Here is a 22,695-nt window from a genome sequence, read left to right as displayed (position 1 = left end):
CGCAAAGGACGCACATGAACGCACTGAACGAATCCTTTCTTTTTGGCGCCGACGCGGGCGTGCTGCGCCTGATCACCGCCGGGTCGGTGGACGACGGCAAGTCCACCCTGATCGGCCGCCTGCTGTACGACAGCAAGGGCGTGTTCGCCGACCAGCTCGACGCGATCTCGCGCTCCAAGCACAAGCGCGTGGCGGGCGACGGCATCGACTTCTCGCTGCTGACCGACGGCCTGGAGGCCGAGCGCGAGCAGGGCATCACCATCGACGTGGCCTACCGCTATTTCTCCACGCCGACCCGCAAATTCATCATCGCCGACGCGCCGGGCCACGAGCAGTACACGCGCAACATGGTGACCGGGGCGTCGACGGCGGACGTGGCCGTGATCCTGATCGACGCCACCCGCGCGGCCGACGGCCAGCTGCTGCCGCAGACCAAGCGCCACAGCACCATCGCGCGCCTGCTGGGCATCCGTCACATCGTGGTGGCGGTCAACAAGATGGACCTGGTGGACTGGGATCGCGCCGTGTTCGAACGCATCCGCGATGCCTATGCGGCGCTGGCCGCCAAGCTGGGCATCGCGCATTTCGACGCGCTGCCGCTGTCGGCGCTCAACGGCGACAACGTGGTCACGCTGTCTGCCAACACGCCATGGTACGAAGGGCAGCCCCTGCTGGCGCTGCTGGAATCGCTGGACCTGGCGGCCGACGGGCGCGCCGCGCCGCTGCGCCTGCCGGTGCAATGGGTCGCGCGTCATGACGGCGACCGCAAGGAAGACTTCCGCGGCTACGCCGGCCGCGTGGCCAGCGGCGTGCTGCGCCCGGGCGACGAGATCGCGGTGCAGCCTTCGGGCGTGACCGCCAGGGTGCGCGAGCTGCGCGCCTTCGACCGCCTGCTTGACGAGGCGGTGGCCGGCGATTCGATCACGCTGGTGCTGGACCGTGACGTGGACGTGTCGCGCGGCGACGTCATCGTGCACGCCGCGGCGCCCGCCACGGTTGCGCGCGAGTTCGAGGCCGAGCTGTGCTGGCTCGACGCGCAGGCCTTGAACCCGGCGCGCAAGTATCTGCTGAAGTCGGGCACGCGGCTGACGTCGGCGAAGATCCGCGCGGTGCTGTCGCATCGCGATATCCATGAGCTGCAGGAAGTGGAGAACACCGAAGGCACGCTGCGCATGAACGATATCGGCAGGGTCAGCTTCACCACGCGCGACGCGCTGGCGGTCGATCGTTATGCCGACGTGCCGGCGACCGGGGCGTTCATCCTGATCGACGAAGCCACGCACCAGACCGCTGCGGCGGGCATGCTGCGTTAGGCGGCGGGAGCGGCCGCTCGGCGGCGGCCCCCCCGGCCCCATCCGCGCTGTTGTTTTTGTGCTAAACCTAGCATTGGCGCGGGTTTGCGGGCGATATCGCCTGATGAAATCGATTTGTCCTCCCGGCGCGGGCGTCTTGCGGTAAAGTGGGGTTGTCTTACGAAAAGGCTTTTGGTGCTTGTCAAAACCACTGTGTTTTTGTACAGTAGTTTTCATGGCACGCACCGATCATTCTTTTCCCGCCGGTTCTGGGTCCCCGGCTGCCGCCCCCGCCGCCTTGCGCGGTCGGGGTGCGGTTACTAATGTTCGGCATCGCTTTCAGCGCGATGACCGCGTGCAGGTCGACGACGGCTGGTCCGCCTCCGGATTACCGGCCGATTTCGTAGACGCTGTCCCCGATAATTATTCCGACGCAGCCTCCACGGAAGCGCCTTCCCGGGTCATCCCCATCCTGCCCGACACGCGCCATGCGCCGGCCGCGCCCAAGACCACGGTCACGGCGGAACAGGCCCGCAAGATGCTGTCGCGCAACGATTCGCCCGACATTCCCTTCGACGCCGCGATCAACCCCTACCGCGGCTGCGAGCACGGCTGCGTGTATTGCTACGCCCGGCCCACGCATTCCTACCTGGGCTATTCGCCCGGGCTGGATTTCGAAACCCGGCTGGTGGCCAAGGCCAATGCGGTCCAGGCCCTGCGCGCCGAACTCAGCCGCCCCGGTTACAAGCCGTCGCCCATCAATATCGGGTCGGCCACCGATCCGTACCAGCCCATCGAGCGCGAGTGGCGCCTGACGCGCGGCCTGCTCGAACTCATGCTGGAAACCCGGCATCCACTCACCATCGTCACCAAGAACGGCCTGGTCGCCCGCGACCTGGACCTGCTGGCGGCCCTGGCCGAACAAAAACTGGTGGTGGTCTACATGAGCATCACCACACTGGACGCCGCCATGGCCCGCACGCTGGAGCCCCGCGCCGCCGCGCCCTGGCGCCGCCTGGAGGCCGTGCGCAGCCTGACCGACGCCGGCGTGCCCGTGGGGGTGCTGGTGGCGCCGGTCATTCCGTTCATCAACGACGAATCCATGGAGCACATCCTCCAGGAGTCCAAGGCGGCCGGCGCCCATTACGCCAGCTACACCGTCCTGCGCCTGCCGTGGGAGGTCAAGACCCTGTTCGAGGACTGGCTCAACGTCCATTTTCCCGACCGCGCCCAGCGTGTGCTGCACCGCGTCGAAGACCTGCGCAACGGCCGCCGCAACGATCCCAATTTTGGTTCGCGCATGCGCGGAACCGGCGTCTGGGCCGACCTGCTGCGCCAGCGTTTCGCCGTGGCCACGCGCAAGCTGGGCCTGAACCGGCACCGGCTGGCCCTGGATTGCAGCCGCTTCCTGCGCCCGGCCGGCGCGCAGGCGGGCGCAGATTTCCCTCTATCCCCGGCTGGCGCGCAAGCGTCTTCAGGGGTCCCCGTTTCCCACGTATCGCCCCGTCGCGGTTCGCCCCGTCACGTATCGCCCGCGGCCGCAGGCCAGTTGTCATTGTTCGATTGACCGCGGGCTGTCGCCGCGGAGGGTTGCCCGGGCGCCTGCCCAGGCGCTGGATCGTCTTTTCAAGGAGTTCACATGAACACCGCCGATATTTCCGTCCTGCCGGACGAGCTTGCCGTCTCGCTGAATCCGCTGCGCCGTGGCGCGCAGCGCGCCCGCATGGTCTGCGCCCGGCTGGCGGGCCTGGCCTCGCCCTGGGACCCGTCCCTGTCGGAAGGCGGCGCGCGCCGGCGTGCGCGTCCCGGTTCCATGCCGGCTCGCTGGCCGTTCCCGCCGGCGCCGGCCGAAGCGGGCGTGCAGACGCCGCCGGCCGCGCCTGCCGCGGCCCCCACGCCCGTCGGCCGTCCCGCCGCAGCCCCGGCCGCGCGCGATCACAGCCTGGGCAACGCCACGGTCGAGCCCGTCACGGCGCGGGTCACCCGCAAGCAGATGGTGGTGGACGTGATCATGGTGCTGGCCTGGGGCGCCATCATTCCCGGGCTGATGTGGCTGGGCGCGGCCGCCGGCTTCTGACCGGCCCGGCGGCTCAGGTGGAACCCAGCAGCACCACGCCCACCAGTATGGACAAACAGCCGGCCAGGCGGCCCGGCCCGACTTTTTCGCGCAGCAGGAACATGCCCGCCAGGGTGCCCAGCATCATGGACATTTCCCGCGCAGGCGCCACCAGGCTCAGCGGCGCGCCGTTGCGCAAGGCGTACAGCACCAGAATGTAGCCCAGCGGCGACAGCAGGCCCACCGCCAGCGCCAGGTGCCAATGGCCGCGCATGGAATCCCAGGCCTGGGCCCGGCGGCTCAGCATATGGGGCGTCATCATGGCCGTGCGGGTCACGCAGGTGAACCAGTCGAACAGCACCGGGCTGATCAGCAGCACCTTTACGCCGTAGGCGTCCACCACGGTATAGGCCGCGATGAAAAGGCCGATCACCATGCCCCAGCGCACGCCGATCCAGGCCTGGGCCTGCTTGAAGATGGCCAGCCGGCCCTGGGTGGCGATCAGCAGCACGCCGATCACCACGCACAGCATGCCGGCGATGCCGGTGCCGGTGGCGGGTTCGCCCAGCAGCAGGAAGGCGCCGGTGGTCGACAGCAGCGGGCCGGTGCCCCGGGCGATCGGATACACCACCGACAGGTCCGCCACCTGATAGCCGCGCTGCAGGCACAGGCTGTAGCCCAGGTGCAACAGGCTCGAAGTCAGGATGGCGCCTACCACGGGCCAGGTCCAGGTCATGCCGTCGTGCATCAGCACCCAGGCCACCCACGGCGCGTACAGCACCGAAGCGCACAGCCCGTAGGCGAACACGAAGGGCGCGCCCACCATGGCCGCGCGCTTGGCGAGCAGATTCCACGTTGCGTGGGCCATCGCCGCCAGGACGACCAAAAGCAGGGACGAATACGACATGTGGGGAGCCGCGCCGTGTGACGTGTTTGTTACAGAGAGTGGAAGCGTACAGCAAAGCTGCGGCGCACGCATATTCTACCCAGCGTGTTTTGGGATTTTTGGTGTAGAATCATTGGTTTGCCAAATCTCATCCTCTGCTTGCGGCAAGAGTGGGGCGGGGCCACAGGCCCGGGCTCACAGGCACGCGGCTTCTTTCGAGCGTCTTTTTTGCATCGTCAGGAGCCCGCGCGCAAACAATATCGGACGGCAAATTCAGTCCGCAATGACACGATGATCTAGGAGTTCTCATGAACCTTATCGCTATCCTGGAACAGGAAGAAATCGCCCGCCTGACCGGCGGTGTGGCCAAGCCTGAATTTGCTCCCGGTGACACCGTCATCGTGAGCGTGAACGTCGTTGAAGGCACCCGCAAGCGCGTGCAGGCCTTCGAAGGCGTCGTCATCGCCAAGCGCAACCGCGGCCTGAACTCCGCGTTCACCGTGCGCAAGATTTCGTCGGGTGAAGCCGTGGAACGTACGTTCCAGCTGTACTCGCCGCAAATCGCCGGCATCGAAGTCAAGCGCCGCGGCGACGTGCGCCGCGCCAAGCTGTACTACCTGCGCAACCGCTCGGGCAAGTCGGCGCGTATCAAGGAAAAGCTGGTCAGCAAGCAAGCCTCGGCGGCTTGATCGCTTATCGGCACACGGCCCTACCAGTGTCGGACGCTCACGCCCTCCCGCGTTTTCGTCCGGCACGGGTTTCCGGGTTAAAAAGGCACCTGCGAGGGTGCCTTTTTCTTTTCAAAAAGCCGTATGTCTGATTCCTCGTCTTCTCCGCGGCCACGCCGGCCGTTGGCGCGTCCCGGCTTCGATCCGGCGACGCAACCGTGGGTGACGGCCAACGAGGCCCTGCCCGCCGTGCCCGCCAGTCTGCTGACGCCCGACCGCTTGCGCGGCACGCTCAGCCAGCCGTCGACCTGGACGCTGGAACTGTCGCGCGATACCGACCTGCGCTATCCGGGCCGCGAAGGCGTGCCGGTGCCGGCCGCGGTGCTGATTCCGCTGGTGGCCCGCGACAACGGCGTGTCCATCATGCTCACGCAGCGCGCCGCCCACCTGCACGACCATGCCGGCCAGATCAGTTTTCCGGGCGGGCGCATCGAACTCAGCGACGCCACGCCGCAGGCCGCCGCGCTGCGCGAGGCCGAAGAAGAAACCGGCCTGCCGGCCAGCCACGTGGAAGTGCTGGGCAGCATGCCGCCTTATCTGACGGCCACCGGTTTTTCCATCATTCCCGTGGTGTCGCTGGTGCGCCCGGGCTTCGATCTGGCGCCCGACGCCTTCGAGGTGGCCGAGGTGTTCGAAGTGCCGCTGCCATTCCTGATGGACCCGGCCAACCACCGCCTGTACCAGGCCCGGCTGGACGACGGCCGGGTGCGCCAGTACTACGGCATGCCCTATGGCAAGCATTTCATCTGGGGCGCCACCGCCGGCATGCTGCGCAACCTGTATCACCTGGTGCGCCACGGCTTCGAGCCGCGCTGACGGGACGCCGGGGCGCCGGCAAGGCTAATAGCGCTGCTGGCCCGCCAGGTTTTCTTCGAGGATGCGCTGGTACAGAGCGTAGCGCGAGGGATCGATGGCGCCGGCCTGCAAGGCGGCGACCACGCCGCAGCCCGGCTCGTGCCGGTGGGTGCAGTTGTAGAAGCGGCACTGCTCGATGGGGCCGGTGAATTCCGGGAACCCGCGGATGATGTCCTCGCGGCTCAGGTGCTGCAGGCCGAAGGCCTGGAATCCCGGCGAATCGATCAGGTCGCCACCCGGCGCGGGCAGGTGGTAGAGCCGCGTGCTGGTGGTGGTGTGCTTGCCCATGTCCAGCGCGGTGGAGTGTTCGCGGGTGGGCGCGGCCGCGTCCGGCACCAGCGCGTTCAGCAGCGTCGATTTGCCCATGCCGCTTTGCCCCAGCAGCAGGCTGGTGTGCCCGGCCAGGCGCGGCGCGAGCAGGGTGTGCACCTTGTCGGGTTCCAGCGCGCTCAGTTCGATGATGTCCACCCCCAGCGCCGCGATGGGCGCCAGGCGCGCGCGCGCCGCCGGCAGTTCGTCGGCCAGATCGGTCTTGTTCAGCACGATGATGGGGGCGATGCCGGCGCTCCAGGCCCCGGCCAGGGCGCGGCCGGTCAGGTCGTCCGAGAACGTGGGCTGCACCGCGACCACGATCAGCAGCTGGTCCACGTTGGAGGCGAACTGCTTGGAGCGCATCTCGTCGGACCGGTAGAGCAGATTGCGCCGCGGCAGGATGGCGTCGATCGCGCCTTCGTCCTTGCCCTGGGGCGTGATGCGCACGCGGTCGCCGACGGCGGCGCCGGCCTTCTTGCCGCGCGGAAAGCATTTGCGCAGCGTGCCGTCGGCCAGCTCGACCGTGTAGTGGCGGCCGTGGGCCGCGATGATGCGGCCTTCGTTCGGCCCGGGGGCCGGCTCTGCGTGGTTTACGCCCTTGGGGCGGCCCGGGCCGCTCATGCAGCGGCCGCCGTCAGGTGGCGGATGCGCACGGCGGCGGGGGGGTGGCTGTCGTAGAAGGCGGAATGCACGGGATCGGGCGTCAGGGTGGCGGCGTTGTCGTCGTAGAGTTTGACCAGCGCGGAGACCAGGCGTTCGGCCGAACTCTGTTCGGCCGCGTAGCGGTCCGCCTCGAATTCGTCGCGCCGCGAGTACCAGCTGGCCAGCGGGGTAAGCATGAAGGTGAACACGGGGATCACCAGGAAAAACAGCAGCAGCGCCATCGCGTCGTTGCGTCCGCCCAGCTGCGGCAGCACGCCCAGCCCGACGTAGAACCAGGGCTGCTGGGAGACCCAGCCCAGGATGGCGAAGAACACCAGCGCCGCGGCGAAACTGAACAGCACGCGCTTGATGATGTGGCGCTTGGCGAAATGGCCCAGCTCGTGGGCCAGCACGGCCTCGATTTCGTCGCCGTTCAGGCGCGCCAGCAGGGTGTCGAAGAACACGATGCGGCGCGAGCGCCCGAAGCCCGTGAAATAGGCGTTGCCATGGGCCGAGCGGCGCGAGCCGTCCATCACGAACAGCCCGTTGAGCGCGAAGCCGCAGCGCTGCGCCAGGCGCTGGATGCGCCCGGCCAGCTCCGGATCGGACAGCGGGGTGAATTTGTTGAAGAGCGGAGCGATGAACATCGGGTAGATGACCAGCAGCGCCAGGTTGAACGCCGTCCAGAGCGCCCAGGCCCAGATCCACCAGTACCCGCCCGCGCTGCCCATCAGCCACAGCACCGCGGCCGCCAGCGGCAGGCCCAGCACCGCGGCCACGGCCAGCCCCTTGATGGCGTCGGCCGCGAACAGCCGCGGCGTCATGCGATTGAAGCCGAAGCGGGCCTCCAGCCGGAACTGCCGCCACAGGGTGAAGGGCAGCCCCAGCAGGCCCAGCAGCAGGGCAACCGCAACCAACAACAGCATCTGCCTGACGAAGTCGTTGCTGGTAAGCTGGGCCATCGCCAGGTCGATGAACTGCAGCCCGCCCATCAGGGTCAGGCACACCAGCAGGATGGCGTCGTAAGTGCGTTCCAGCATGCCCAGCTTGACCCGCGCCACGGTGTAGTCGGCCGCGCGCTGGTGGCTGGCCAGCCCGATCCGGTGGGAAAACTCGGACGGCACCTGGTCGCGGTTGCGCGCGACGTGACGGATCTGCCGCGACGCCAGCCACAGGCGCACGGCGATATCGGTCAGCAGGAAGGCAACGAACAGCAGAGTGAACATGGATATTGCGGTGGACTCAGAAATGTATGTGAGAAAATCGCGTGTTTTTACCGGCGGGCCGTCCCGAGGTAAAAAACCGCCCCGTTTGCCGAAGGCGCTGCGCGGGGGCATTCTCTTATAGGCAAATTATATGGCTGTGAACGAAAACCGCCTGGTCTGGCTGGACATGGAAATGACCGGCCTGGACCCTGAAAAAGAACGCATCATCGAGGTGGCCGTGGTGGTGACCGAGGCCGACCTGACGGTCGTGGCCGAAGGCCCCGTGCTGGTGGTGCATCAGCCCGACAGCCTGCTCGACGCCATGGACAACTGGAACAAGTCCACCCACGGCAAGAGCGGCCTGATCGACAAGGTCCGCGCGTCCACCATTTCCGAGGCCCAGGCAGAGGATACGCTGTTGGCATTTCTTGCGCAGCACGTGCCGGCCGGCAAGTCGCCGCTGTGCGGCAACACCATCAGCCAGGACCGCCGCTTCATGTTCGCCTACATGCCGCGCCTGGAGCAGTTCTTCCACTACCGCAACCTGGACGTCAGCACCCTGAAGGAGCTGGCGCGCCGCTGGGCGCCGGCGGTCTACAAGGGCTTCGAGAAGAAAAGCCGCCACGAGGCGCTGGCGGACATCTACGAGTCGATCGACGAGCTCAAGTATTACCGCGAGCATTTCCTGAAAGTGTAAGGGGTACGTCCCCATGCCCGCCGCCCCGTCCGCCTGCGAGCCGCTCATCGGGGACCACCCATCGATGGCGGCCTTGCGCGACCTGGTCGGCCGGGTCGCGCGCAGCAAGGCCAGCATCGTCCTCATCTACGGGGAAACCGGCACCGGCAAGGGGCTGGTCGCGCGCAACTTGCACGCGCAATCGGCGCGCGCGGCCAAGGGCTATACCGAGATCAACTGCGCCGCCATCCCGGGCAATCTGCTCGAATCCGAGCTGTTCGGCCACGAACGCGGCGCCTTCACCGGCGCCGTGGCGCGCAAGGCCGGGCTGCTGGAAGCCGCCAACGGCGGCAGCGTGTTCCTGGACGAGATCCGCGAACTGGACCCGGTCATGCAGGCCAAGATCCTGACCTTGCTGGACAGCCGCCGCTTCAGGCGCATCGGCTCGGTGCAGGAGGTCTCGGTCGACGCCCGCTTCATCGCCGCAACCAACAAGATCCTGCTGGGCGAAGTGCAGGCCGGGCGGTTCCGCGACGATCTCTATTACCGGCTGCAGGTCGTATCCATCAACCTGCCGCCTTTGCGCGAGCGGGGCGACGACGTCATCGTGCTGGCGCAGCGCTTCCTGGAACGTTATAACGCCACCCACGGCAGCCGCTTCACCGCCATCGATCCGGAAGTGCGGCGCATCTTCAAGGCCTACGCCTGGCCGGGCAACGTGCGCGAACTGGGCAATCTGCTGGAGCGGATCTGCATCCTGGAGGATGGCGACACCGTGCTGGCGCGCCATCTGCCGCAGCGCATCCTGCGCGAAGCGGGCAAGCCCGCGCCCGCGGCGCCGTCCCCGGGAGGGGGCAGCTATGCCGAACAGACCGCGCAGTTCCAGCGCGGCCTGATCCGCGCGGCGCTGCAGGCCCAGGGCGGCAACCTGGGCCGCGCCGCCGATTCCCTGGGCCTGACGCGCCACGCCCTGCGCCACCAGATGCTCAAGCTGGGGCTGGACGGCTGACGCGGCCCCGGGCGCGCACTATTGCGCGCTGATGTTGTGCTTGCGCGCGATTCCCTGCCATAGCGCCAGGTCCTCGCGCACGCGCGCGCCGAACGCGGCGCTGTCCATGCGGGCCGGCACGGTGCCGTCCAGGTCCAGCAGAGCGCGCATCTCGGAAGAGGCGGAGATTTCATTGAGCGCGGCGTTGACCTTGTCTATATAAGGCTGCGGCGTGCCCGCCGGCGCGAACACGCCCACCCAGATCTGCACCGAGTAGCCGGGCAGCGACTGCGCCGCCGGCGACAGGCCGGGGAAGGCCGGCGAGGCCGCCTGCGCGGTGGTGGCCAGCAGCTTGACCTTCTTGCCCTGCACCACGGGCGCCAGCGTGCTGTAGTTGGACAGCATGACGTCGATCAGGCCGCCCGCCAGGTCGGAGGCGGCGTTGGCCGCGCCCTTGTAGGGCACGTGCGTCATCCGGGTGCCTGCGGCGTCGTCCAGCATGACCGTGGCCAGGTGGGCCAGCGAGCCGATGCCGGCGCTGCCGTAGTTCAGGGCGCCCGGCCTGGCGCGCGCGGCGTCCAGCAGCTCTTTGAGCGAGCCGTACGGCGTTTGCGCCGAGGCGGCGATGACCAGCGGGCCCTGGCCGATCATCGCCACCGGCGCGAACTGCTTGAGGGCGTCGTAGGGCAGGTGGGGCTGGGTGGCGGCGGTGGTGAGGAAGGTCGACGAGGTCAGCAGCAGCACCGAACCGTCCTTGGCCGAACGCGCGACGTACTCGGAACCGATCGCGCCGGCCGCGCCGCCGCGGTTTTCGACGATCACCGTATTGCCGAAGCGGGCGGCCAGCTGCGGCGCGATCACGCGGGCGATCGCGTCGTTGCTGGCCCCGGCGGTGAACGGCACCACGATCTTGATCTGCTTGGGCACTTCCGGCTGGGCGGCGGCCGCGCCGGCCAGCAGGGACGCCGCCAGGAACAACGTTGTTTGCATTAGCGCTTTCATGCTCGATTCTCCAGGAGGGCGGAGGGGATGGCGGGCGCCGGACCCGGCGCCCGCGGCGTTCAGTCCGGCATGGGGACGGCGACGTCCAGCAGCGGCGCATACTGCTGCGCGCCGAAGATGTCGCCGTCGCCCGCCGACCCGCTGGGAACCAGCCGGTAGATCGTGAACTTGATGGCCAGGCCGGGATCGTAATGCACGAAGTCGGAGATGCGGGCGTCGTCGATCCGGTACAGGGCCGCCACGCTGGCGCGCGTCAACGCGCCGGAGCGCTTGACCGCCTCGTAGGTCGCCGGCTCGCGGAAGATGATGTCGAAGGTGATCTTGTTCACGCCCGCGTTCTTGCTGCGGATGGTCTTGGCCAGGCTGCTGAGTTTCTGGGTGCTCATGGTCTTGCCGGCTCAGGCGCCGGCCTCGGTGAGGTGGATCGGGAAGAGTTCGCCGGCGTCCTGCACCGGCAGCGTGTGGTTCAGGGTCCAGCGGTAGGCGGCGCTGGTGCGCACCACCTCGTCCAGCGGGAAAGACACCGAGCCTGCCGTGCCCTTCACGTCGGGCAGGCGGGCGTAGAACATCTGGCGCAGGCCCGTGAGCGTCAGTTCCTCGGCCATCTCGGCCGTGGGCGCGACGCCCTGGACCATTACACAGAGTTCATGGCCGGGCTGGTCGCGCAGCGGCTCCAGCTCGCCCATGACGCCGTCGCGCCCGTAGACCTTGTAGTGCAGCTCGTAGCCCGTGTCGCCGAAACGCTCGCGCACCTTGTCGCGCGCCCAGGCGATGACGCGGTCCACGTTTTCGATGGTGTAGGGGTCGCGTATGCCGCAAAGCCCCATGTAGCGCTCGCCGACCTTGCCCGAGCCCTCCAGCTTCACGCGCACCTGGGCGGCGGGTTCGAAGCGCGAGCCAGTGATGCGGGTGGTTTTCTCGCTGAGCTGTTCGTAGCGGCATTCGGACATGTCGAGCCGCCCGCCGGCGAAGAATTCTTCGTAGGGGTTGGAGCGCTCGTACATGGCGTGGCCGGCCACCGAGGCGATGGTGCAGCGCTGGTCCGGATGCATGGCGGTGACGCGCACGTCTTCCTTCGAGATTTCGCCCATCACCGTTTCCTTGCCGCCATAGGGTTCGGCGCAGAACGAGGCGCACTCCAGCACCTTGCCCAGGTAATAGGCCTTGTCCGCGTCATAGCCTTTGTGCAGGGCCGGGGCGGCGAATACGGCGGCGTCGGAGCTGCGCCCGCCGATGATCACGTCCGCGCCCGCTTCCAGTAGCTTGATGTAGGGGTGCACGCCGGCCACCGCGACGATGCGGTCGCTGGCGTCCAGCTCGGCTTCGGTCAGGTCGGCGTAGCCGTCCAGGCCGGCCACCTGCTGGCCGTCGCGCAGCGCGCGGCGCACGCGTTCCTTGTCGACTTCCGAATAGAAATAGCCCAGCTTGAACGGCGCCAGCTTGTGCTGTGCGGCGATTTCCTTGATGAGGCTCACGTACAGGTCCACGCGGCTGTTCGCGCCGGTGTCGCCGGCCGATCCGATGATCATGGGCACGCCCAGCTTGCGCGCGGCCAGCAGCATCTGCTCCAGGTCGTGGCGCTGCCAGGCTTGCGGGCTGGTGGAGGTGTCGGAGCCCAGCGGCACGGGACCCACGTCGTCGCTGCCCGAATCGGCGGCGATGAAGTCCGGCCTGGCGGCGACGCCGAGCTGGAAGCTCTCGGTGCGCAGGGGGGCGAATCCTAAATGCCCGTTCGGGCAGATGATGCTCATGGAACGCATTGGTGTAGTCTCTTTCAGTTGGGTCGTCCGGTCCGGCTCGTCCCGGCGATGACTACAACGCAAAATGCATGCCAATCGGCCGACGCCCCGCGCCCCGCGTGTTTGCTGGGAGTCCGGGGCGGCATCTTCCAATTTGTTGGTGGAATTTCACGCAATGCGTGAAATTCACGCATAGGAGGCTATCGCCATGCCGACTTTCCTGCCCGTAGCCCGGATCCGTGACGCCGAACGCCGGGCGCTGGCCGAGGGCCGGCGGCTGATGCCGCTGGCGGGGGCGGCCGCGGCGCGTTTCGTCGCCGCGCGCGTGCCGCCGGGCACGGCGCTGCTGGCCCTGGCCGGTCCCGGCAACAACGGCGGCGACGCCCTGGAGGCGGCGACCTTGCTGCGGGCCATGGGCCACGACGTGCGCGTGCTGCTGCCGTCGGGCGCGCGCAACCTGCCTGCCGACGCCGCCCGCGCCCATGCCGGCTGGCTGGCGGCGGGCGGTCAGACCTGGTCCGCCCTCGAATCGGGCTTCACGCCGGGACTGGTCATCGACGGCCTGTTCGGCATCGGGCTGAACCGTCCGCTGGGCGCGGACTGGCAGGCGCTGGCGGACCAGGCCAATGCCTGGAGCGTGCCGGTGCTGGCGCTGGACGTGCCCAGCGGCATAGATGCCGATACCGGCGCGGCGCTGGGCCGGCCGGTGCGGGCGCGCTGGACCCTGTGTTTCATTGCGCGTGCGCGCGGGCTGGCGCAGGGCGCCGGCGCCGACGCCGCCGGCGAAATCCACCTGGACACGCTGGGCGTGACGCTGCCGCCTGCCGGCGGCGGCTGATCGGGCGGCCTCAGGCGGGGCGGCCGCCGAAGCGCGATTCGACCTCGCCGGTCAGCGGCGTATAGCGTTCGTTGTCGCGCCCGGCCAGGGCGTCCAGGTGCGCTTCCGAGGCGTCGAACACCTGCCAGTAGATGCGTCCGCAGATCTCGCGGGCGGCGTGGCCGGGCCAGTCGTCGGGCAGCATGGGGCCCGGCAGCTGGGGGTCGTGCAGCACGATCCGGCGCCAATTGTGCAGCAGCATGACGCGGATGATGAAGGCCTCGGCGGGCGAGGGCGGGGCGTCGAGCAGCTTTTCCAGCGGCCCGAAATTGCGGGTGAACTGCCGGTACTGTTCGGCCAGGTCTTCCAGGTTCCAGCAGAGCGAGGCCAGGCTGGCTATGGGCAGGCCGCCGGCGCCGGCCAGGTCGCGCGCCGACAGCACCAGCGCGCGGTCGGGGATGCCCAGCTTTTCCAGGATGTCGTGCGCCGCGCTCGCCTCGGTGTGCGGATGGGCGAAGAGGCCCGGCGCGATCATGCCGAACCCTTCCCAGACCAGTTCGCGGCGCAGTTCCGCGCGCTCGGCCAGGCCGTTGCCGGTGCGCGGCAGCGCCACCAGCGTCCATTCCCCGTTCCATTCCTGCGGCGCGCCTTCGTAGATGCGCTGGGAGGCGTGCGCGGTGTGGCGCAGGCCCTGTTCGGAAATCAGGTACAGGCTGCGCCGGCCGTGGCGTTCGGATTGCAGCCAGTTCTGCGCGACCAGCCGGAACACGCTGGTGCGCAGCAGGCGCTCGTTGATGCCCAGGGGCGCCAGCAGTTCGATCAGGTCGCCCAGCCAGATGGCGCCGCCGTGCGGGGCCAGGGCGTCTCCCAGCAGGCTGACGCAGAGCGATTTCGCGCGCGGCGGATCGTTCTTGATCAGACGGGAAAGAAAGCGCTCCAGGGACGACTGAGGGTTTGCCATTAGAGGGGGCCGCGGGCGGCCGATATCGGTATCCGCAATATGATACATAAATCCAATGTGATACAGATTTGAGTTTGACAATGGATTTTTTGTATTAAATAATCCGCCTATGACATGACGGCATTGCGCAACGTTTGCTTTGCGTTTTCGCAAACTGCCTCAAGGAGACAAACATGTACGCACAACTCGTCGAAACCGGCGTCAAGCAGGTCAAGACCGCGGACCAGCTCGAAGGCCAGGAACAAGCGTTCCAGCGCCGCATCGACGACGGCATCCGCATCGAGGCCAAGGACTGGATGCCCGAGGCCTACCGCAAGACCCTGGTGCGCCAGATTTCCCAGCACGCGCATTCCGAAATCGTGGGCATGCTGCCCGAAGGCAACTGGATCACCCGCGCGCCTTCGCTCAAGCGCAAGGCCATCCTGCTGGCCAAGGTCCAGGACGAAGCCGGCCACGGCCTCTATCTGTACAGCGCCGCCGAAACCCTGGGCGTGTCGCGCGACGACCTGGTCGACGACCTGCACGCCGGCCGCGCCAAGTACTCCAGCATCTTCAACTACCCCACGCTCAGCTGGGCCGACATCGGCATGATCGGCTGGCTGGTCGACGGCTCGGCCATCATCAACCAGATCCCGCTGTGCCGCTGTTCCTACGGCCCGTACGCGCGCGCCATGGTGCGCGTCTGCAAGGAGGAATCCTTCCACCAGCGCCAGGGCTACGACCTGCTGATGCAGATGTGCCTGCACGGCACGCCGGAACAGAAGGCGATGGTGCAGGATTCGCTCAACCGCTGGTGGTGGCCGGCGCTGATGATGTTCGGCCCTTCCGATGCCGACTCTCCCAACAGCGCCCAGTCCATGGCCTGGAAGATCAAGCTCTTCTCCAACGACGAGCTGCGCCAGAAGATGGTGGACCAGACCGTGCCGCAGGCCGAGTACCTGGGCCTGACCATCCCCGATCCCGAGCTGAAGTGGAACGCCGAGCGCGGCCACTACGACTTCGGCGAAATCGACTGGGCCGAGTTCTACGCGGTGCTCAAGGGCAACGGCCCGTGCAACCGCGAACGCCTGGCCGCGCGCGTCAAGGCGCACGAGGACGGCGCCTGGGTGCGCGAAGCCCTGGTTGCCTACGCCGACAAGCAGGCCGAGCGCAAGGCCGCCTAGGCCGTCTCGCGGCCGCGACTCTCTCACCATCATTGCAGACCGGTGCGCGCGGGGCGCGCCCGGCATTCGAGGATATCCATCATGAGCAAAGACTGGCCTTTGTGGGAAGTGTTCATCCGCAGCCAGCACGGCCTGGCGCACAAGCACGTCGGCAGCCTGCACGCGCCCGACGCCGAAATGGCGATCAACCACGCCCGCGACGTTTACACCCGCCGCAACGAAGGGCTGAGCATCTGGGTGGTGCGCGCCAGCGACATCTCGGCCAGCAGCCCGGGCGACAAGGACCCCTTGTTCGAACCGGCCAACAGCAAGGTCTACCGGCATCCCACGTTCTTCCCGATGCCCGAAGAAATCAAGCACATGTAAGGCGGCGGGGCAGACATGGACAAGACGCTGTTTGAATACCTGCTGCGGCTGGGCGATTCCTCGCTCATCCTGTCGCAGCGCCTGGGCGCCTGGACCGGCCACGGCCCGATCCTGGAAGAAGACCTGGCGCTGACCAATACCGCGCTGGACCTGCTGGGCCAGGCCCGCATGTGGCTGACGCTGGCCGGCGAGGTCGAAGGCGCCGGGCGCGACGAAGACGCGCTGGCCTACCTGCGCGACGCCCACCAGTTCCACAACGTGCTGCTGGTGGAGCGCCCCAACGGCAATTACGCCGACACCATGGCGCGCCAGTTCCTGTTCGACGTCTGGCACTACTTCCTGCTGCAGCGCCTGGAGCAGTCGAGCGACGAGCGCGTCGCCGGCATCGCGGCCAAGTCCATCAAGGAAGTGACCTACCACGTGCGCCGCTCGTCGGACATGGTGGTGCGCCTGGGCGACGGCACGGCGGAAAGCCATGCCAAGATGCAGGCGGCCATCGACGACGCCTGGCGTTTCACCGGCGAGCTGTTCACCGACGACGCCGTCGACCAGGACGTGGCGGCCCGCGGCATCGGCTGTGAGCTGGCCTCGCTGCGCCAGCCCTGGCTGGCGCACGTGCGCGAAGTGCTGGAAGAAGCCACCCTGACCGTGCCCGACGAAGCCGCCGCCGGCCATCCGGCGCGCCGCGGCGGACGCCAGGGCAAGCACACCGAGGAACTGGGCTACGTGCTGGCCGAAATGCAGTTCCTGCCGCGCGCCTATCCGGGAGCCAAGTGGTGAACGCGCTGGCGCCCGTTTCCGCCGACCAGGTCTACGCCTGGCTGCAGGAGGTCCCCGATCCGGAGATCCCCGTGCTGTCCGTGGTGGATCTGGGCGTGGTGCGCGAGGTGTCCTGGGACGGCGACGCCTGTGTCGTGGTCATCACGCCCACGTATTCCGGCTGTCCGGCCATGCGCGAGATCACCCAGGACATCGAACGGACGCTGGCGCGCCACGGCATCGCCGAGGTGCGGGTGCAGACCCGCCTGGCGCCGGCCTGGACCACCGACTGGATGAGCGAGAAGGGGCGCCAGGCGCTCAAGGGCTACGGCATCGCCGCGCCGGCCGAACGCGCCGTCGACATCTCCGGCATCAGCCGCCGCGCGGCCGGCCCGGCGATCGCCTGCCCGCGCTGCGGGTCGCGCGATACGCGCCTGGTGAGCAATTTCGGCTCCACGTCGTGCAAGGCGCTGTATCGCTGCGTCTCCTGCCGCGAGCCCTTCGATTATTTCAAGACTCACTAAGAGCGGTTTCGAAATGAGCCAGAATCAATTCCATTCCCTGAAGGTGGCGTCGGTGGCGCGCAACACGCGCGACGCGGTCGTCGTGACCTTCGACCTGCCCGAGGCGCTGGCGGACGAATTCGCCTTCCTGCCGGGCCAGTACCTGACCCTGCGCACGCAGCTCAACGGCGAGGAACAGCGCCGCTCCTATTCCATCTGTTCGGCCCCGCACGACAAGCTGCTGCGCGTGGCGATCAAAAAGGTGGACGAGGGCGTATTTTCCAGCTGGGCCAACCACGAACTGCAGCCCGGCCAGACCCTGGACGTGATGGCCCCGGCCGGCAACTTCACCGTCGACTTCGCGCCCGAAAACCGCCGCCACTATGTGGCCTTCGCCGTGGGCAGCGGCATCACGCCGGTGTTTTCGCTGGTCAAGACCGCGCTGTCGACCGAGCCCCACAGCAAGTTCACGCTGTTCTTCGGCAACCGCGCCTCGTCGGCGGTGCTGTTTCGCGAAGAGATCGAAGACCTGAAGAACCTCTATATGGAGCGCTTCTCGCTGGTCTACATCATGAGCCGCGAAACCCAGGACATCGAGCTCTTCAACGGCCGCCTGGACGGCGACAAGGTCGACCAGCTGATGTCGGCCTGGATGAGCCCCGAGGATATCGATTACGCTTTTGTGTGCGGTCCGCAGACCATGACCGAAAGCGTGGTCGAGCGGCTGCAGGCCCGCGGCATTCCGAAGTCGAACATCAAGTTCGAACTGTTCGGCGCGCCCAAGGGGCCGCGCGCGCTGCGCACCGGCCACGACGCCCGCCAGGCGCCGGGCAAGGGGCAGTGCGAGGTGACGGTGGTGCAGGACGGCCACAGCCGCATGTTCGTCATCGACAAGAACAAAGACAGCGTGCTGGATTCGGCGCTGGCGCAGGGCATCGAGCTGCCGTATTCGTGCAAGGGCGGGGTGTGTTCCACCTGCCGCTGCAAGGTGATCGAAGGCGAGGTCGACATGGACGCCAACTTCGCCCTGGAAGACTACGAAGTGGCGCGCGGCTTCATCCTGAGCTGCCAGAGCTTTCCGGTCAGCGACCGCCTGGTGATCGACTTCGACCAGGAAACCTGACCCGGCCCGCGCCAGGCAGAAAAACCTACTTATCTGGAGAGACGCAGTGTCCCAACAATTCTTCGAACGCCATCAGCCCCTGCTGGAACAGGCACTGGCCGCGGCCGCGCTGCGCGGCTACTGGAGCCCGTTTGCCGAGTCGCCCAGCCCCCGCAACTATGGCGAGACCGCCAACGACGAGGGCCGCGCCGCCTTCGAAGCGTTGCAGGGCAAGCCTTTCCCGCTGAACCTGCATGACGCCGACGGCGTCGTGGGCGGCGAAAAATCGCCTTACGGCTTCGACCTGGGCATCACCTATCCGCGCGTGCCCGCCGACAAGCTCATCGCCGCCTCCAAGCGCGCGCTCGAGGACTGGCGCCGCGCCGGCCCGCGCGCCTGGGTCGGCGTGTCGCTGGAAATCCTGGCCCGCCTGAACAAGCTCAGCTTCCAGATCGCCTACGCGGTCCAGCACACCACCGGCCAGGGCTTCATGATGGCCTTCCAGGCCGGCGGCCCGCACGCGCAGGACCGCGGCTTCGAAGCCGTGACCTACGCCTGGCAGGAAATGTCGCGCATCCCCGGCGTGGCCGTCTGGGAAAAGCCGCAGGGCAAGAACGAACCGATCCGCATGGAAAAGCAGTTCACCGTGGTGCCGCGCGGCGTCGCGCTGGTGATCGGCTGCTCCACCTTCCCGACCTGGAACGGCTACCCCGGCATGTTCGCCAGCCTGGCCACCGGCAACACCGTGATCGTCAAGCCGCACCCCGGCGCGATCCTGCCGCTGGCCATCACCGTCAAGGTGGCGCGCGAAGTGCTGCAGGAAGCGGGCTTCGATCCCGACGTGGTGCAACTGGCCGCGCATGAAGCCGGCGACGACACCGCGCAGAAGCTGGCGCTGGACCCGGCCGTCAAGATCGTGGACTTCACCGGCAGCACCGCCAACGGCGACTGGCTCGAGAACAACGCCCGCCAGGCGCTGGTCTACACCGAGAAGGCCGGCGTCAACCAGGTCATCATCGACTCCACCGACGACCTCAAGGGCGTGGCCCGCAACCTGGCGTTCTCGCTGGCCCTGTATTCGGGCCAGATGTGCACCGCGCCGCAGAACATCTACGTGCCGCGCGACGGCATCCAGACGCCGGAAGGCCGCGTCAGCTTCGACGACGTCGCGGCCGCCCTGGGCGCCGCGGTCGAGAAGCTGGGCGCCGATCCGGCCAAGGCCGTCGAGCTGACCGGCGCGATCCAGAACGAAGGCATCGTCGAGCGCATCGAAAAGGCGCGCGCGCTGGGCCTGCCCGTGGTGGCCGACAGCAAGGCGCTGACGCACCCGCAGTTCGAGAACGCCCGCGTGCGCACGCCGCTGCTGCTGCGCACGGAAGCCGGCAACGCCGCCATCAGTCAGGAATGGTTCGGCCCGATCGCCTTCGTGGTGGCCACCGATTCCACTGCCCACAGCATCCAGCTGGCGCGTGACAGCGTCATCCAGCACGGCGCGCTGTCGCTGTCGGCCTACACCATCAGCGACGCCGTCGCCGAGCAGGTGCAGGACGCGGCCGAGGTCTCGGGCGTGTCGCTGTCGCTGAACCTGACGGGCGCGGTGTTCGTGAACCAGACGGCCGCGTTCAGCGATTTCCATGGCACCGGCGCCAACCCGGCGGCCAATGCGGCGCTGTCCGATACGGCTTTCGTGTCCAACCGGTTCCGGGTCGTGCAGACGAGAAAACACATCTAATCTCCCCTCCCCCCCCGGAGCGCTACGCGCTTCCCCCCTGGGGGGCACCGCCTCGTTATTCGTTAGTGTTTCGTATTTGGATGCTATTGGCGTGCGCGCCATGGATACCGACATGAGCTACCAAGATATCCAGTTCGACCTGTCAGGCGGCATCGCGCGCCTGACGCTGAATCGTCCCGACAAACTCAACAGCTTCACCGCCAACATGCACGGCGAAGTGGCCGACGCGCTGGCGCGCGTGGAAGCGGAAGGCGCGCGCGTGCTGGTGCTGACCGGCGCCGGCCGCGGCTTTTGCGCCGGGCAGGACCTGAGCGAGCGCCGGCCCGCCGCCGACGGCACGCCGCCCGACCTGGGCGAGACCGTCGACAAGTACTACGCGCCGCTGGTGCGCCGCATCAATGCCCTGCCCATGCCGGTGGTGGTGGGCGTGAACGGCGTGGCGGCGGGGGCGGGCGCGAACCTGGCTTTCGCCGGCGACATCGTCATCGCCAAGGCCTCGGCCAGTTTCATCCAGTCGTTCTGCCGCCTGGGCCTGATCCCGGACACCGGCGGCACCTTCGTGCTGCCGCGCCTGGTCGGCCGCGCCCGCGCCATGGGGCTGGCCATGCTGGGCGACAAGCTCAGCGCGCAGCAGGCGCAGGACTGGGGCCTGATCTGGCAATGCGTGCCGGACGAGGAATTCGACGCCGCGCTGGAACGCCTGGCGCAGCACTTTTCCAAGGCCCCGACCAAGGGGCTGGCATACACCAAGCGGGCCATCCAGGCCAGCCTGGCCAACGATCTTTCGACCCAGCTGGACCTGGAGCGCGACCTGATGCGCGAACTCGGGCGCAGCGCCGATTACGCGGAGGGCGTGGACGCCTTCCTGAACAAGCGCGAACCGCAATTCAAGGGGCAATGATGAACGCACACGTACCCGCCGTCGAGGCGCCCACCGATCCGCAGGAGCTTGCGCAGGCCGTCGGCGCCGTGATGTACGCCGGCGACGCCGCCTCGCAGGGCCTGGACATGAAGGTCGAAGAAATGGCGCCGGGTTACGCGCGGCTGAGCATGCGAGTGCGCGCCGACATGCTCAACGGGCACAAGACCTGCCACGGCGGCTTCATCTTCGCCCTGGCCGACAGCGCCTTCGCGTTCTCCTGCAATTCGCGCAACGTCAGCACCGTGGCCTCGGGCTGCACCATCGACTACCTGGCCCCGGGTTTCGAAGGCGACCTGCTGACCGCGGTGGCGCAGGAGCGCTCGCTGGCAGGGCGCACCGGCGTCTATGACGTGACCGTCACCAACCAGGAGGGACGCAACGTGGCCTTGTTCCGCGGCCGCTCTTATCGAATCAAAGGCCAGATCGTCGGCGCTCCCGCGGACGCCTGAGGCCGTCATCCAACCAAAGACGAGGCCGCCGGCCCGGCCGCACGCGCGCTTGCGTATCCGCGCGCATGCGGCCGGGCCGGCGTAGTGAGAATTTCAGGAGAGAGATAACCATGTCCAACACCATGAGCAAGCCGGGACTGGACCCCATCGAACATGCCAGCGAGGACGAGCTGCGCGCCTTGCAGCTGCAGCGGCTGAAGTGGTCGCTCAAGCACGCCTACGAGAACGTGCCGCACTACAAGAAGGCCTTCGACGAGGCCGGCGTGCATCCGGACGACCTCAAGCAGCTGTCCGATATTTCCAAGTTCCCCTTCACCACCAAGAAGGAACTGCGCGAGAACTATCCCTTCGGCATGTTCGCCGTGCCGCGCGAGCGCGTCTCGCGCATCCACGCTTCCAGCGGCACCACCGGCAAGCCGACGGTGGTGGGCTACACCAAGGGCGACCTGGACAACTGGGCCAACCTGGTGGCGCGCTCGATCCGCGCCGCCGGCGGCAAGCCCGGCGACACCGTGCACGTGGCCTACGGCTATGGCCTGTTCACCGGCGGCCTGGGCGCGCACTATGGCGCCGAACGCCTGGGCTGCACCGTCATCCCGATGTCCGGCGGCCAGACCGAAAAGCAGGTGCAGCTGATCAATGATTTCCGTCCGGACATCATCATGGTCACGCCCTCGTACTTCTGCAATATCCTCGAAGAGCAGCGCCGCCAGGGCATCGACCCGCGCCAGAGCTCGCTGCGCATCGGCATCTTCGGCGCCGAGCCCTGGACCGGCCAGATGCGCGCCGACATCGAAACCGAGGCCGGCATCGACGCGGTGGACATCTACGGCCTGTCCGAAGTGATGGGCCCCGGCGTGGCGAGCGAATGCGTCGAGACCAAGGATGGCCCCGTGGTCTGGGAAGACCATTTCTACGCCGAGATCATCAATCCGGATACGGGCGAGCCCGTGGCCGACGGCGAGCCGGGCGAACTGGTGTTCACCTCGCTCACCAAGGAAGCGATGCCCATCATCCGCTACCGCACGCGCGATCTCACCCGCCTGCTGCCGCCGACGGCGCGCAGCATGCGCCGCATCGGCAAGATCACCGGCCGCAGCGACGACATGCTGATCGTGCGCGGCGTGAACATGTTCCCCACGCAGGTCGAGGAACTGGTGCTCAAGATCGCCCAGCTGGCGCCGCACTACCAGCTGGTGCTGTCGCGCACCGGCAACCTGGACGAGCTCGAGATCCTGACCGAACTGCGGGCCGAGTTCTCGACCCTGTCCGACGCCGAGCGCGCCAACCTGGGCAAGCAGCTGCAGCACGCCGTCAAGACCCACATCGGGGTCAGCGCGCGCATCCAGGTGTCGGACGCCGGCCACGTGGAACGCACCCTGACCGGCAAGGCCCGCCGCGTCATCGACAAACGCCCGAAGTAGGATGGGTGGAGCGCGAGAGTCTTTAAGCAAGAACACGAATACCCAGCGCGCGAAACCCATCAGGCGGCGCCAGCCGCCGCCTTTCGTGGCACGAGACAAACGCCGGCTGTCGCCGG

General features: G+C 67.8%; 24 protein-coding genes. 17 read left to right on the top strand and 7 right to left on the bottom strand.

Going from position 1 to position 22,695, the window contains the following annotated elements:
* Positions 1-14 precede the first annotated feature (14 nt).
* The 3 genes from AC1IQ6_RS20425 (at position 15) to AC1IQ6_RS20415 (ending at position 3,369) form a co-directional block, all read left to right on the top strand.
* Positions 15-1,313, top strand: coding sequence for a sulfate adenylyltransferase subunit 1 (locus AC1IQ6_RS20425; protein ID WP_485865225.1), 1,299 nt, complete (start codon positions 15-17; stop codon positions 1,311-1,313).
* A 214-nt stretch (positions 1,314-1,527) separates the two neighbouring features.
* Positions 1,528-2,859, top strand: a complete 1,332-nt coding sequence (locus AC1IQ6_RS20420; protein WP_246842579.1) for a PA0069 family radical SAM protein — start codon at positions 1,528-1,530, stop codon at positions 2,857-2,859.
* Positions 2,860-2,931: 72 nt separating this feature from the next.
* Entirely contained in the window at positions 2,932-3,369 is a 438-nt protein-coding gene (locus AC1IQ6_RS20415; protein WP_485865224.1) for a hypothetical protein, read from the top strand.
* A gap of 13 nt (positions 3,370-3,382) precedes the next feature.
* Here AC1IQ6_RS20415 and AC1IQ6_RS20410 read toward each other — a convergent pair whose 3' ends face one another.
* Complete coding sequence (locus AC1IQ6_RS20410; protein ID WP_102774855.1) at positions 3,383-4,255, bottom strand: DMT family transporter; 873 nt, start codon at positions 4,253-4,255, stop codon at positions 3,383-3,385.
* Between the two features lie 287 nt (positions 4,256-4,542).
* Between AC1IQ6_RS20410 and rplS the strand changes: the two genes are divergently transcribed.
* Both rplS and AC1IQ6_RS20400 read left to right on the top strand, forming a co-directional pair.
* A complete protein-coding gene (rplS, locus tag AC1IQ6_RS20405; RefSeq protein ID WP_043543023.1) occupies positions 4,543-4,923 on the top strand; it encodes a 50S ribosomal protein L19 in 381 nt (126 codons plus the stop codon).
* Positions 4,924-5,046: 123 nt separating this feature from the next.
* Positions 5,047-5,778, top strand: coding sequence for a CoA pyrophosphatase (locus AC1IQ6_RS20400; RefSeq protein ID WP_102774854.1), 732 nt, complete (start codon positions 5,047-5,049; stop codon positions 5,776-5,778).
* A gap of 24 nt (positions 5,779-5,802) precedes the next feature.
* Here AC1IQ6_RS20400 and rsgA read toward each other — a convergent pair whose 3' ends face one another.
* On the bottom strand, positions 5,803-6,750 hold the full coding sequence (gene rsgA, locus AC1IQ6_RS20395) for a ribosome small subunit-dependent GTPase A (RefSeq protein WP_102774853.1): 948 nt from the start codon (positions 6,748-6,750) through the stop codon (positions 5,803-5,805).
* Positions 6,747-7,997 (bottom strand): M48 family metallopeptidase, encoded by a 1,251-nt coding sequence (locus tag AC1IQ6_RS20390; protein WP_485865223.1) that lies wholly within the window; start codon positions 7,995-7,997, stop codon positions 6,747-6,749. Before AC1IQ6_RS20390 ends, rsgA begins: the two co-directional genes overlap by 4 nt.
* A 130-nt stretch (positions 7,998-8,127) precedes the next feature.
* Here AC1IQ6_RS20390 and orn point away from each other — a divergent pair, with 130 nt between their 5' ends.
* Positions 8,128-8,673 (top strand): oligoribonuclease, encoded by a 546-nt coding sequence (gene orn, locus AC1IQ6_RS20385; protein ID WP_049072382.1) that lies wholly within the window; start codon positions 8,128-8,130, stop codon positions 8,671-8,673.
* Between the two features lie 13 nt (positions 8,674-8,686).
* The gene (locus tag AC1IQ6_RS20380) at positions 8,687-9,661 is read left to right on the top strand and encodes a sigma-54 interaction domain-containing protein (protein ID WP_102774851.1); all 975 of its coding nucleotides are present in this window, start codon (positions 8,687-8,689) and stop codon (positions 9,659-9,661) included.
* Positions 9,662-9,679: 18 nt separating this feature from the next.
* Here the strand turns inward: AC1IQ6_RS20380 and AC1IQ6_RS20375 are convergent, their stop codons facing one another.
* The 3 genes from AC1IQ6_RS20375 to AC1IQ6_RS20365 form a co-directional block, all read right to left on the bottom strand.
* Positions 9,680-10,630, bottom strand: coding sequence for a tripartite tricarboxylate transporter substrate-binding protein (locus tag AC1IQ6_RS20375; protein WP_102774850.1), 951 nt, complete (start codon positions 10,628-10,630; stop codon positions 9,680-9,682).
* A 71-nt stretch (positions 10,631-10,701) separates the two neighbouring features.
* Positions 10,702-11,028 carry a DUF4387 domain-containing protein gene (locus AC1IQ6_RS20370; protein WP_102774849.1) on the bottom strand — a complete coding sequence of 109 codons (327 nt, stop codon included), beginning with the start codon at positions 11,026-11,028 and terminating at the stop codon, positions 10,702-10,704.
* A 12-nt stretch (positions 11,029-11,040) separates the two neighbouring features.
* Positions 11,041-12,402 carry an acyclic terpene utilization AtuA family protein gene (locus AC1IQ6_RS20365; RefSeq protein ID WP_102774848.1) on the bottom strand — a complete coding sequence of 454 codons (1,362 nt, stop codon included), beginning with the start codon at positions 12,400-12,402 and terminating at the stop codon, positions 11,041-11,043.
* A 187-nt stretch (positions 12,403-12,589) separates the two neighbouring features.
* On the opposite strand from AC1IQ6_RS20365, the gene AC1IQ6_RS20360 reads away from it, so the two are divergent.
* Complete coding sequence (locus tag AC1IQ6_RS20360; RefSeq protein WP_111827304.1) at positions 12,590-13,219, top strand: NAD(P)H-hydrate epimerase; 630 nt, start codon at positions 12,590-12,592, stop codon at positions 13,217-13,219.
* A 10-nt stretch (positions 13,220-13,229) separates the two neighbouring features.
* On the opposite strand, the gene paaX is transcribed toward AC1IQ6_RS20360, so the two are convergent.
* Positions 13,230-14,159 carry a phenylacetic acid degradation operon negative regulatory protein PaaX gene (paaX, locus tag AC1IQ6_RS20355; RefSeq protein ID WP_102774846.1) on the bottom strand — a complete coding sequence of 310 codons (930 nt, stop codon included), beginning with the start codon at positions 14,157-14,159 and terminating at the stop codon, positions 13,230-13,232.
* Between the two features lie 173 nt (positions 14,160-14,332).
* Here paaX and paaA point away from each other — a divergent pair, with 173 nt between their 5' ends.
* The 9 genes from paaA (at position 14,333) to paaK (ending at position 22,579) form a co-directional block, all read left to right on the top strand.
* The gene (gene paaA, locus AC1IQ6_RS20350; protein WP_102774845.1) at positions 14,333-15,322 is read left to right on the top strand and encodes a 1,2-phenylacetyl-CoA epoxidase subunit PaaA; all 990 of its coding nucleotides are present in this window, start codon (positions 14,333-14,335) and stop codon (positions 15,320-15,322) included.
* 81 nt (positions 15,323-15,403) lie between these two features.
* Positions 15,404-15,688 (top strand): 1,2-phenylacetyl-CoA epoxidase subunit PaaB, encoded by a 285-nt coding sequence (gene paaB / locus AC1IQ6_RS20345; protein ID WP_006388300.1) that lies wholly within the window; start codon positions 15,404-15,406, stop codon positions 15,686-15,688.
* Between the two features lie 15 nt (positions 15,689-15,703).
* Positions 15,704-16,468 (top strand): 1,2-phenylacetyl-CoA epoxidase subunit PaaC, encoded by a 765-nt coding sequence (gene paaC / locus AC1IQ6_RS20340; protein WP_485865222.1) that lies wholly within the window; start codon positions 15,704-15,706, stop codon positions 16,466-16,468.
* Positions 16,465-16,971, top strand: a complete 507-nt coding sequence (gene paaD / locus AC1IQ6_RS20335) for a 1,2-phenylacetyl-CoA epoxidase subunit PaaD (RefSeq protein WP_102774955.1) — start codon at positions 16,465-16,467, stop codon at positions 16,969-16,971. The genes paaC and paaD overlap by 4 nt, the downstream gene beginning before the upstream one ends.
* 13 nt (positions 16,972-16,984) lie before the next feature.
* Positions 16,985-18,073, top strand: a complete 1,089-nt coding sequence (gene paaE / locus AC1IQ6_RS20330) for a 1,2-phenylacetyl-CoA epoxidase subunit PaaE (protein ID WP_102774843.1) — start codon at positions 16,985-16,987, stop codon at positions 18,071-18,073.
* Between the two features lie 46 nt (positions 18,074-18,119).
* Positions 18,120-19,784: a phenylacetic acid degradation protein PaaN gene (paaN, locus tag AC1IQ6_RS20325; protein WP_485865221.1), complete on the top strand. Its 1,665-nt coding sequence runs from the start codon at positions 18,120-18,122 to the stop codon at positions 19,782-19,784.
* 112 nt (positions 19,785-19,896) lie between these two features.
* The gene (paaG, locus tag AC1IQ6_RS20320) at positions 19,897-20,685 is read left to right on the top strand and encodes a 2-(1,2-epoxy-1,2-dihydrophenyl)acetyl-CoA isomerase PaaG (RefSeq protein WP_102774954.1); all 789 of its coding nucleotides are present in this window, start codon (positions 19,897-19,899) and stop codon (positions 20,683-20,685) included.
* Positions 20,685-21,155 carry a hydroxyphenylacetyl-CoA thioesterase PaaI gene (gene paaI / locus AC1IQ6_RS20315; protein ID WP_102774841.1) on the top strand — a complete coding sequence of 157 codons (471 nt, stop codon included), beginning with the start codon at positions 20,685-20,687 and terminating at the stop codon, positions 21,153-21,155. The genes paaG and paaI overlap by 1 nt, the downstream gene beginning before the upstream one ends.
* 110 nt (positions 21,156-21,265) lie before the next feature.
* On the top strand, positions 21,266-22,579 hold the full coding sequence (gene paaK / locus AC1IQ6_RS20310) for a phenylacetate--CoA ligase PaaK (RefSeq protein ID WP_102774840.1): 1,314 nt from the start codon (positions 21,266-21,268) through the stop codon (positions 22,577-22,579).
* The last annotated feature ends 116 nt before the right edge of the window (positions 22,580-22,695 follow it).

This window comes from Achromobacter sp. MUI-25009338 (genome assembly GCF_057359325.1).
The sequence above is the reverse complement of the archived record's forward strand: the minus strand, read 5'-3'. Positions and strand labels throughout refer to the sequence as shown.